Source organism: Streptomyces sp. NPDC059900 (assembly GCF_050270335.1).
In the GTDB taxonomy this organism is placed as follows: domain Bacteria; phylum Actinomycetota; class Actinomycetes; order Streptomycetales; family Streptomycetaceae; genus Streptomyces.
In genome coordinates, this window is sequence record NZ_JBNNJZ010000328.1 from 1 (window position 1) to 9,389 (window position 9,389).

Consider the following 9,389-nt stretch of genomic DNA (forward strand, 5'->3'; position numbering starts at 1 on the left):
CATCAGGGCGGGCCAGGGCTCGCAGAAGACCGTGCAGGCCACCGGCGCCGGGCAGACCGACTTCGGCTGGGCGGACACCCCCGCGGTGCTCGCGGGCGTCGACCAGGGCGTCAAGGTGAAGAGCCTCGGGGTGTTCCTCCAGACGACACCCGCCTCCGTCCAGTTCTTCGACGCGCAGGGCATCAAGGCGCCCGGCGACCTCAAGGGCAAGATGATCGCGGGTACGGCGGGCGACGCGCTCACCAAGACGTTCCCGATCTTCCTGGAGAAGAACGGCCTGGAACTCTCCGACGTCAAGGTCCAGAACACCGACCCGGCCGGCAAGATCGCCGCGGTGATCTCCGGCAAGACGGACGCACTGCTCGGATACGCGAGCGACCAGGGCCCCACCATGCAGAACAAGGCCAAGAAGGACGTCTCGTACCTGCGCTTCTCCGAGAACGGACTGAACTTCTACTCCAACGGCCTCATCGCCGGACCCAAGACCCTCCAGGGCAACGGCGATCTGGCCAAGCGCATGACCGCCGCGGTGAGCGAGTCCTGGGCCGCCGCAGAGAAGAGCCCGGAGCCCGCGGTCGCCTCGATGGAGGGCGCGTCCGAGCAACTGCCGCCCAAGGACGTGCTGTCCGAGCAGTTCAAGACGACGCTGACCCTGCTGCACACCGACGCTACGGAGGGCAAGGCGCCGGGCGCCAACACCGAGGCGGACTGGCAGCAGACCATCGATGTCTTCTCGAAGGCAGGCCTGGTCAAGGAGGCCAAGCCCGTCGCGGACTACTGGGACGCGGCCAAGGGGATCAAGGGATGAGGGGCGGCAGGACCATGACGAAGGACGCGGCTCTCAGAACGAGTGACGATCCTCGTGCGCCGGCCGGGGACGCGAAGCCGTCCGCGGTGCGCCTCGACGACGTCGCCGTCCGCTTCCGTACGAAGAAGAAAGACGTCACCGCGTTGCAGGACGTCTCGCTCGACGTCCGCGCGGGGGAGTTCGTGGCGATCGTCGGCCCTTCGGGATGCGGTAAGTCCACCCTCCTGAAGCTGGTCGCCGGGCTGCTCGCGCCGTCCTCGGGCGGCGTGCTTCTCGGCGGCGAGCAGGTGCGCGGGCCGCGCCGGGACATCGGCTACGTCTTCCAGCGCGCCGCGCTCCTGGACTGGCGCACGGCACGCCGCAACATCCTGCTCCAGGCGGAGATGCGGGGAATCCCGGGCGCAGAGGCACGCGCGCGTGCCAACGATCTGATCCGCATGACGGGACTCGGCGGCTTCGAGGACGCCTATCCGCACGAGCTGTCCGGCGGCATGCAACAGCGCGTCGCGCTCTGCCGCGCGCTCCTGCACGAACCGCCGGTACTGCTCATGGACGAGCCCTTCGGAGCGCTCGACGCGCTTACGCGCGAGCAGATGAACGTCGAGCTGAACCGGATCTGGCGCGAGACGGGCACCACGGTGCTCCTGGTGACCCACTCGATCCCGGAGGCCGTCTATCTCGCGGACCGCGTCGTCGTGATGAGCCCGCGGCCCGGCACCATCACGGAGATCATCGATGTCGGCCTGCCCGCCGAGCGTTCCTACGCGACGACGCTGGCGACACCCGAGTTCGGCGAGGCCACGGGGCGGATCAGGGAACTCCTCGGGGCGGTGTCGGCGCACGAGTGAGGCGTGAGCCGCAGATGCCGTCGATTGCCGCGCGTTTCATATCTGGGATAGCGTGCCGGATATGGAACACGATGACGTCGACGAGCGGCTGGCCGCGCGCCTGTCCGAGCTGCGGTCGGAGCGCGGCTGGTCCCTGGGTGACCTGGCGGACCGCAGCGGCGTGAGCCGCTCCACCTTGTCGCGGGCCGAACGCGCGGAGACCAGCCCCACGGCGGCCCTCCTGAACCGGCTCTGCGCCGTCTACGGACGCACCATGTCCCAGCTCCTGAGCGAGGTGGAGGCCGAACCCGCGCAGGTCGTGCGCGCCGCCGCGCAGCGCGTGTGGACCGACGGCGCGTCCGGCTTCGTACGGCGGTCGGTGTCGCCGCCGCACGCGGGACTGCGCGGCGAACTCGTCGAGGGCCGCCTGGAGCCGGGCGCGGACGTCGCCTACGACCGGCCTCCCGTGCCCGGCCTGGAACAGCACATCTGGGTGCTCGACGGGGAGCTGGAGGTCACCGTGCAGGGCGAGGCGCATGCCCTGGACGCGGGGGACTGCCTGCGCTTCCGGGTGTGGGGGGCGACGCGGTTCCGGTGCACGGGGGAGCGTGCCGTGCGGTATGCCCTGGTGGTGGTCGCGCCATGAGGGCCGGGCGAGCGACCGTCACGCGTCTCACCGCGGATCAACTCGTCGCATCGGCAGACGATTTGGGCGCCCTGCTCGCCGACGTCGTGGACGGCGGCTCCTCCCTCGGCTTCCTCGCGCCCTTCGACCGGTCTGCCGCCGCCGACTGGTGGCGGGGCCTGGCCCCGGCGGTGGCGGACGGGCGGCTCGCGATCTGGGCTGCGTACGACGCCGCGCATGACGCCGCGCGGATCACCGGAACCGTCAGCCTCGGCTTCGTGGACAAGCCCAACGGCAGACACCGCGCCGAGATCCTCAAGCTGATGGTGCACGGCTCCGCACGAGGGCAGGGCCTCGCCCGCACCCTCCTGGCCACGGCGGAAGCGGCGGCGGCAGATGCGGGCGTGACCCTCCTGATCCTGGACACGGAGACGGGAAGCCCCGCCGAGTCCCTCTACCGGTCCGGCGGTTGGACGGAGGCCGGGGTCATCCCGGACTACGCGGCCGATCCGGCCGGGGTGCTCCACCCGACGACCCTCTTCTTCAAGAAGACGGGCGGTTCGAGCGCATCCCGGCCGGACGACCCGGCACGTCAGTACCGCAGCGCCGCCAGATACCGGTAGCTGTTGCGGGCCGTGGCGAACGCATCGGTGGGGGTGTCGTGCTCCACCAGCCACTGCTTGACGCCGCCCACGCGCGCGTTGTCGAACATCGCGGCGAAGTCCAGCGTCCCCGAACCGACGTCGGCGAAGCCGCCGTCCGGTGCCATGTCCTTCACGTGGAGCGCGGGGAACCGGCGCGGATGCCGTACGAAGTACCGCCCCGGATCCGAACCGCCGCCCTTGGCCGCCCAGTACACGTCCAGTTCGAAGCCGACCAGATGCGGGTCGGTCTCGGCCAGGAGGATGTCGTACAGGCTCGTGCCGTCCACCACCACATGGTCGGAGCCGTGGTTGTGGAAGAGGACCGGGCCGAGACCGGCGTCGCGCGAAGCCTGTCCGATGCGGTTGAACTGCCGTGCCGCTTCCCGGAATCCGTCCGGTGTGTGCAGGGCGCCGGGCAGGCTCGGCACCACCGGCCACTTCGCGCCCAGGGTGTGCAGATCCTCCAGGGCCTGCGGGAGACCGCTGCCCTTGAGCGTGTCGTACGCGACGTGCTCGAGGACCGCCTTCAGGTCCACCGCGTCGAGCATCCGCCGGATGCCGGCCGCGCTGTTCCCGTGCCTGCCGCTCACGCCCACGGTCGCGTAGCCGATGTCGGCGAGCTGCTCCAGGGTGCCCGCGAAGTCCCCGGCGAGGGCATCGCGCATCGTGTAGAGGTGCATGCCGATGCCGCCGCGCGGGATGCGCCGGTGCTTCGACGCCTCACCCGCGTGCGCGGGCAGTGCGGTACCGAGCGCCGCCGCGAGCCCCATCGACGTACCGAGAAAGGCTCGCCTGGTCCCGTTCAGGCCGGTTCTCGTCATGCCGGTTCTCCTCTTGGCTGTCATGTCCGCCCCCTCACTTCGCCGTGATCCGGACAGCGCCGGTCGTCGTGTCGCCCTTGTCGTCGGTGACGGTCAGATGCGCCGTGTACGTGCCCGCGCGCGCGTACGTGTGCTCGGCGCTGCCGCTCTCCGTGCCGGAGGGCTTGGCGTTGTCGCCGAAGTCCCAGTGGTACGAGGCCGCGGTACGGCCCTGCGGGAGCTTCACCGTGCTCGTGAGCTTGACGGCGAGCGGCGCGGTGCCGTCGGCCGGTGCCGCCTTGACCGTCACCTTCGCGCCGGCCTTCTTCTCGACCCCGGGGCCGTTGAAGTGCAGCCAGTCGACGCTGAGGAGATCGGCCTTGTCGGAGGTCCACTCGGGGTTGGTGAAGACGGCGTACAGCTTCGTCGTGCCGTCGTGGTCGGCCAGGTCGACGGTCGGCGAGATGAAGTTGCCCCAGCCGCCCGTGTTCGGCACGCTCGCCTTGCCGAGCAGCTTGCCCGTGGGAGACCCGGCGCGGAACTCGATGTCACCGCCCAGGCCGCCCGAGGACGCGCCCACCGTCACGGAGTCGACGCCCTTGAAGTTGACGGGGTCGAAGGAGACCCAGTCGCCGTCCTCGATCTCGATGAGCCGCTTGCCGCCGGACGCGTCCGCGCGCTCACCGGTGTCCACGCCGCCGTGCGCCCCGCCGGTGGCGGTGCGGTGCTCGGCCTCGCGGAAGGAGGTCCGCAGGGTCAGCGAGGAGGAACCCGTCAGGGCGGGCACCCCGGACGCGCCCTTGTCCTCGTACTGGGCGGTGATCCCGTAGTAGAGGTTCTGGCCCGGTCCGTGGCTGTCCCCGGCGTCCGTCACGATCTCGCCCGCGCAGCCGGTGTAGTTGTCCAGCGGGTGCAGGTGGGCGTCGTGCCCGAGCTGGGACTGGACGACGACCCGTGTGCAGTCGATCTTCCCGTCCTCCTTGTCCGTCACCTTGACCTTGAACGGGATGGTGTCCCCGAAGCTGAACGTGCCTCCGTTGGGCGGCTGCTGGATCGTCACCACGGGCCGGGTGTTCCCGACGGTGATCTCCTGTACGGCGAGACCGCTCAGCTCGTCGGGGCCCGTCACCTTCAGACGCGCGCTGAAGAGACCCTTCTTGGTGTACGTGTGCGTCGGGTTGGCCTCGGTCGAGTCGGTCGTGCCGTTGCCGTCGAAGTCCCAGGCGTACGTGACGGGTTTCCCGTCCGGGAGGCCCGAGCCCTCGCTGGAGAACGTGACCTTGAGCGGGGTGCTGCCGTTGTCCGGGGTGGCCGTGACCCGGGCGTCCGGCAGATGTCCGTCCGCCACGTAGTCGATGCGGTAGATGCCCGCGCCCTCGTTGCTGCCGCCGCGGCCGGTGCCGCTGCCGAGCCCGAAGTCGATGACGTACATCGCGCCGTCAGGACCGAAGTCCGCGTCGAAAGGCTGGTTCCACTTCATGTCCGGGAAAATGGAGTTGATCGAATTCAGATCGCCCGCCTTCGCGGGATCGAAGCGCGGATCGGTGAACGTCTGGTCCTTCTCCTGCATCGAGAAGACCTTGAACCACTGCCGCGTCAGCTCGTAGTTGAACCACTTCCCCTCGAAGTACTCGGGGAACTTCGTCTTGTACGTGTTGGCGGCGTCGTAGTCGTAGACCGGTCCGCTCATCGGGGCGCCGCCGCCCGTGCCGAGTTCCGGGAACTCCTTGGAGGCGGAGTAGGCGTACCAGACGTCCGCGGGCTGTGCGGGCGGCAGTTCACGCAGACCGGTGTTGTTCGGCGAATCGTTCACGATCTTCGAGCAGTCGAATTTCGCGCCCGACTTCTTCGTCGCGAAGTCGTAGTCGTTGAACGGGATGTTGTTGCCGACGCAGTAGGGCCAGCCGTAATTGCCCGCCTTGGTGATGCGGTTGAACTCGACCGTCCCCTCGGGGCCGCGGTCGGCGACGGCCGCTCTCGCGTCGGGCCCGTAGTCGGCCATCAGCAGGGCGCCGCTCAGCGGGTCCGTGGTGATGCGGAAGGGATTGCGCATGCCCATCGCGTAGATCTCGGACCGGGTCTTGTCGGTCCCCGGCGCGAAGAGATTGCCCTCCGGCACCGAATAGGTCCCGTCGTCCTTCGGGGTGACGCGCAGAACCTTGCCGCGCAGGTCGTTCGTATTGCCCGAGGTGCCCTGCGCGTCCCAGGCGCGGCGGCCTTCGCGCTCGTCGATCGGGCTGAATCCGTCCGAGGCGAACGGGTCGGTGTTGTCACCCGTCGCGATGTACAGGTCGCCCTTCTTGTCGAAGGCGATCGACCCCGCCATGTGCGAGTTGGCCCGGCCCTCGCCGCGCAGCGTGGGAATGGTCAGGAGCCGCTTCTCCGTCGCCGGATCGACCTTTCCGCCCGCTTCAGTGAAGCGGGAGAGATTGATGCGTTTCTCGGTCTTGTCGGAATTGAGGAGATAGACCCAGTGGTTGTCCTGGAAATCCGGGTCGAGCGCGAGACCGAGCAGCCCGTCCGACTGGCTCGTCATCTCGGGGGTGTACTCGAAGTCGAGCGCCGTGGAGACCTTGAGGGTCTCCTGGTCGATGATCTTGAGCTTGCCGGTGCGCTGGACGAAGAACACCCGGCGGTCGGGGGCGACGGCCAGTTCGAAGGGGTCGGCCAGGTCGTTGGTGGCAAGCGGCGTGCGCTGGAAGGCGCCGGTCTTGGTCGCGGTGCAGTCGCCGGGCTTGTTGCCCGCGGCCCACTCGATGCCGCCCAGGATGTGCTTGAGGAAGCCCTCCTCCTGGAAGGCCGACTTGTCGTGCCCGCCCGCGGTGTACCAGGAGCGGCCGCCGTCATAGTTCTGGCACCAGGACCACGGCTGGTCGACGCCCTCGTCGAGGCCGGTGACGCCGTCGCGCACCTTGACCTGCGCGAGCGTGTGCACCTTCCCCGTCGGATTGGCGCGCCAGTTGTACCACTCCTCCGTGCGCTCCCAGAGCTCCGGAAGCCCCTTGGTGGAGGGGTGCGCGTGGTCGAGCACCTTGATCCGCCCGGTCTGCACCTCGGGGTGCTTGTCGAAGATCGCGCCGACCAGGCCCTCGTACCAGGTCCAGTCGCGCTCGCTGGCCGACGCGGAGTGCAGACCGACCCAGCCGCCGCCCGCGCGGACGTACTTCTGGAAGGCCGCGCGCTGCTCCGCGTCGAGCAGATCACCCGTCTCGGGGGTCGAGTTGGTGTTGTTGAAGACGATGGCCTGGAAGCGGGCGAGATTGGCGTCGGCGAAGGCCGCCGCGTCGTCCGTGGCCTCCACCTCGAAGCCGTTCTCGCTGCCGAGCTTCTTGATGGCCTCGATGCCCGCGGGGATCGATTCGTGGTCCGAGTTCGTGGTCTTGGAGAAGACAAGCACGCGGTACGGGTCGGCCTCCGGCTCCACCTGCGCCGACGCGCGGGACGGCACGGTGAGGGCGAGGCCGATGACGAGGGCGAGCAGGGCGACGATCGCGAGCCAGGGGCTCGGCGTGGTGGGTCCGGGCCTCGGCCGGACGGGGCCGCGTCTGGGCGCGGTGGGACTCGTGGAACTCATGGCGCTCCCTGGGCTGGGCGGGTGGACGGCTGCCGGTAGCCGGGTGTGCGTTGAGTGCGAGTTGCGCGGTGCGCGGAGAGGTTAGAAAGCGCTTTCTCCTGCGCGCTGCTCAGCGTAGGTTCCGCTCTGACGGGGGGTCAATGGGTCGGAAGCGCCTGGCGTGAGAAGGGAGTCACCGCGAGCTACCGGGAGAGCTGCTGGTATGAGGGCGCGTGTGCGGGGGAGGGTTTCAGGGCCAGGGAGGGGTAGCCGTACGGAGGCCGCATGGAAGCCGTGCGGAAGCCCGATGGAAGCCACAGAGAAGTCGTACAGGGGAGTTTCCCGAATGTCAGACCACGCCTCGACGCCGGCCCCCGCCGCGTACACCGCCGGACTCGTGAACGCGGTGGACGGCGTCCCCGTCGCCACGTACACCTGGCTGCCCGGCGGCGGCCGGCCGCGCGCGTTCGTACAGATCGCGCACGGCGCGGGGGAACACGCCCTGCGCTACGACAGGTTCGCGCGCCATCTGACCGAGCACGGCTATGGAGTGATCGCCTCCGACCACCGGGGCCACGGCGCCACGGCGCAGGCGACCGGTGGGTACGGCGTGACGGGCACGTCCGCCGACGCGTCCGCGGCCGAGTCCCCCTTCGACAGCTGGCGCGCCATGGTCGACGACCTCAAGGCGATCGGCGATCAGGTACGCACCCTGCACCCCGGAACCCCGCTCTTCCTGCTCGGCCACAGCATGGGATCGCACCTGGCCAGGGACTACGCCCAGGAGTACCCGGACGGCCTGGCGGGCCTGATCCTCTCCGGAACCTTCCGTTCCCTGCCCGGGGTCGGGATCGAGGAGTCGATCGCCCGCCTGGAGCGCGAGATCGCCGAGAACGGCCGCGAGGGGATCTCCTCCTACCTCCCCGAACTCTTCGCCGCCTTCAACGACGCGTACCCGCACCGCACCGGATTCGAGTGGCTCTCGCGCGACGAGGCGGAGGTCGACGAGTACGTCGCCGACGAACGCTGCGGATTCCCGTTCTCCGCCGGGCTCTGCCTGGACTGGGTGCGTGCGGTACGCAAGATGAACGACCCGCGGAACCTCGCCCGGGTCCCGGCCGACCTGCCCGTGCACATCGCCGTCGGCACCGAGGACCCCTGCAACCAGGGCATGACGCTGGTCCATGAACTCCTGGAGGACTACCGGTACCTGGACATGGACGACCTCACCTGGAGGGGGTACGAGGGGGCGCGCCACGAGATCCTCAACGAGACCAACCGGGACGAGGCCCAGGAGGACCTGCGGGACTGGCTGGACAAGCGGGTGCTCTGAGGGAGGCTCGGGGCGCGCTCGGTGAAGGGCGTCCGGGGTGCCGCTGTCAGTGGCGTTGGCTACCGTTCGGGGCATGTCTCGAGCTCACGCCAAGGCCCAGGTCACGGGCGACGATGTACGCCGTATCGCACTGGCCCTGCCGGATACGACGGAGAAGATCGCCTGGAGCATGCCCACCTTCCGGGTAGCCGGAAAGATGTTCGCCACGCTCCCCGAGGACGAGACGTCCATCGCCGTGCGGTGTCCGAAGGAGGAGCGTGACGAGCTGGTCCTCGCGGAGCCGGACAAGTTCTGGATCGCCGACCACGAGGCCATGTTCGCCTGGGTGCGCGCCCGCCTCTCGGCCCTCGACGCGGCCGAATTGAAGGACATCCTTGCCGATTCCTGGCGCCAGGCCGCTCCGACCCGACTCCTGGACGCCTACCCCGAGTTGGGACTGCCGCCCGCGAGCTGAACGGACCGGCCGCTGTCGGTGCGCCGTGGCATGATCCGGGCAGGGGCGGGATCACCACGGACAGGGGCGGGCCCTGCGCAGCCGCCGGGGGAGGGGACAGGGGTGCCGTCAGGGGGCGGAATTGACGAGGGCGGGCGTGCGCGGGACCGCCGAGCCAGGCGTCCGCGGGCCGACCGCGGACCTGGTTCCGGGGATGTGCCACCGGCCACGGAGCGGGAGAGCCCGCCGGCGGGGGAGCGCGGGGGCTTGCTGTGCGGGGGCGGCGAGGGGCTGCCGGCCTCGGGCCGGGAGGGTGCGTCGGGAACGGGCGGCGGGGGGCCGCTGGGCTGGAGTCGGGAGGGGCCG

General features: G+C 69.9%; 8 protein-coding genes. 6 read left to right on the forward strand and 2 right to left on the reverse strand.

Features of this window, described 5'->3' with window-relative positions:
* The 4 genes from ACQKIP_RS31035 to ACQKIP_RS31050 all read left to right on the forward strand — a co-directional run.
* Window positions 1–808, forward strand: an 808-nt coding sequence (locus tag ACQKIP_RS31035) for an ABC transporter substrate-binding protein (protein WP_427744785.1), incomplete at its 5' end; no start/stop codon positions are given.
* A 14-nt stretch (window positions 809–822) separates the two neighbouring features.
* A complete protein-coding gene (locus ACQKIP_RS31040) occupies window positions 823–1,656 on the forward strand; it encodes an ABC transporter ATP-binding protein (RefSeq protein WP_365855178.1) in 834 nt (277 codons plus the stop codon).
* Between the two features lie 61 nt (window positions 1,657–1,717).
* Complete coding sequence (locus tag ACQKIP_RS31045) at window positions 1,718–2,281, forward strand: helix-turn-helix domain-containing protein (RefSeq protein WP_365855176.1); 564 nt, start codon at window positions 1,718–1,720, stop codon at window positions 2,279–2,281.
* Window positions 2,278–2,883: a GNAT family N-acetyltransferase gene (locus tag ACQKIP_RS31050; RefSeq protein ID WP_365855174.1), complete on the forward strand. Its 606-nt coding sequence runs from the start codon at window positions 2,278–2,280 to the stop codon at window positions 2,881–2,883. Before ACQKIP_RS31045 ends, ACQKIP_RS31050 begins: the two co-directional genes overlap by 4 nt.
* Here ACQKIP_RS31050 and ACQKIP_RS31055 read toward each other — a convergent pair.
* Together ACQKIP_RS31055 and ACQKIP_RS31060 are read right to left on the reverse strand one after the other, a co-directional pair.
* A complete protein-coding gene (locus ACQKIP_RS31055) occupies window positions 2,853–3,725 on the reverse strand; it encodes a sugar phosphate isomerase/epimerase family protein (RefSeq protein WP_365855172.1) in 873 nt (290 codons plus the stop codon). The two genes, ACQKIP_RS31050 and ACQKIP_RS31055, sit on opposite strands and share 31 nt — an antisense overlap.
* 34 nt (window positions 3,726–3,759) lie before the next feature.
* Entirely contained in the window at window positions 3,760–7,278 is a 3,519-nt protein-coding gene (locus ACQKIP_RS31060; RefSeq protein ID WP_365855170.1) for a ThuA domain-containing protein, read from the reverse strand.
* Between the two features lie 325 nt (window positions 7,279–7,603).
* Between ACQKIP_RS31060 and ACQKIP_RS31065 the strand changes: the two genes are divergently transcribed.
* Together ACQKIP_RS31065 and ACQKIP_RS31070 are read left to right on the forward strand one after the other, a co-directional pair.
* Window positions 7,604–8,590, forward strand: a complete 987-nt coding sequence (locus ACQKIP_RS31065; protein WP_365855168.1) for an alpha/beta hydrolase — start codon at window positions 7,604–7,606, stop codon at window positions 8,588–8,590.
* Between the two features lie 73 nt (window positions 8,591–8,663).
* Window positions 8,664–9,044, forward strand: a complete 381-nt coding sequence (locus ACQKIP_RS31070) for an MmcQ/YjbR family DNA-binding protein (RefSeq protein ID WP_365855166.1) — start codon at window positions 8,664–8,666, stop codon at window positions 9,042–9,044.
* Window positions 9,045–9,389: the final 345 nt, after the last annotated feature.

Excerpts from the sequence above, each read along its gene's own strand:
- ACQKIP_RS31040 (WP_365855178.1), top strand. The coding sequence starts at position 823 with ATGACGAAGGACGCGGCTCTCAGAACGAGTGACGATCCTCGTGCGCCG.
- ACQKIP_RS31045 (WP_365855176.1), top strand. The coding sequence starts at position 1,718 with ATGGAACACGATGACGTCGACGAGCGGCTGGCCGCGCGCCTGTCCGAG.
- ACQKIP_RS31050 (WP_365855174.1), top strand. The coding sequence starts at position 2,278 with ATGAGGGCCGGGCGAGCGACCGTCACGCGTCTCACCGCGGATCAACTC.
- ACQKIP_RS31055 (WP_365855172.1), bottom strand. The coding sequence starts at position 3,725 with ATGACGAGAACCGGCCTGAACGGGACCAGGCGAGCCTTTCTCGGTACG.
- ACQKIP_RS31060 (WP_365855170.1), bottom strand. The coding sequence starts at position 7,278 with ATGAGTTCCACGAGTCCCACCGCGCCCAGACGCGGCCCCGTCCGGCCG.
- ACQKIP_RS31065 (WP_365855168.1), top strand. The coding sequence starts at position 7,604 with ATGTCAGACCACGCCTCGACGCCGGCCCCCGCCGCGTACACCGCCGGA.
- ACQKIP_RS31070 (WP_365855166.1), top strand. The coding sequence starts at position 8,664 with ATGTCTCGAGCTCACGCCAAGGCCCAGGTCACGGGCGACGATGTACGC.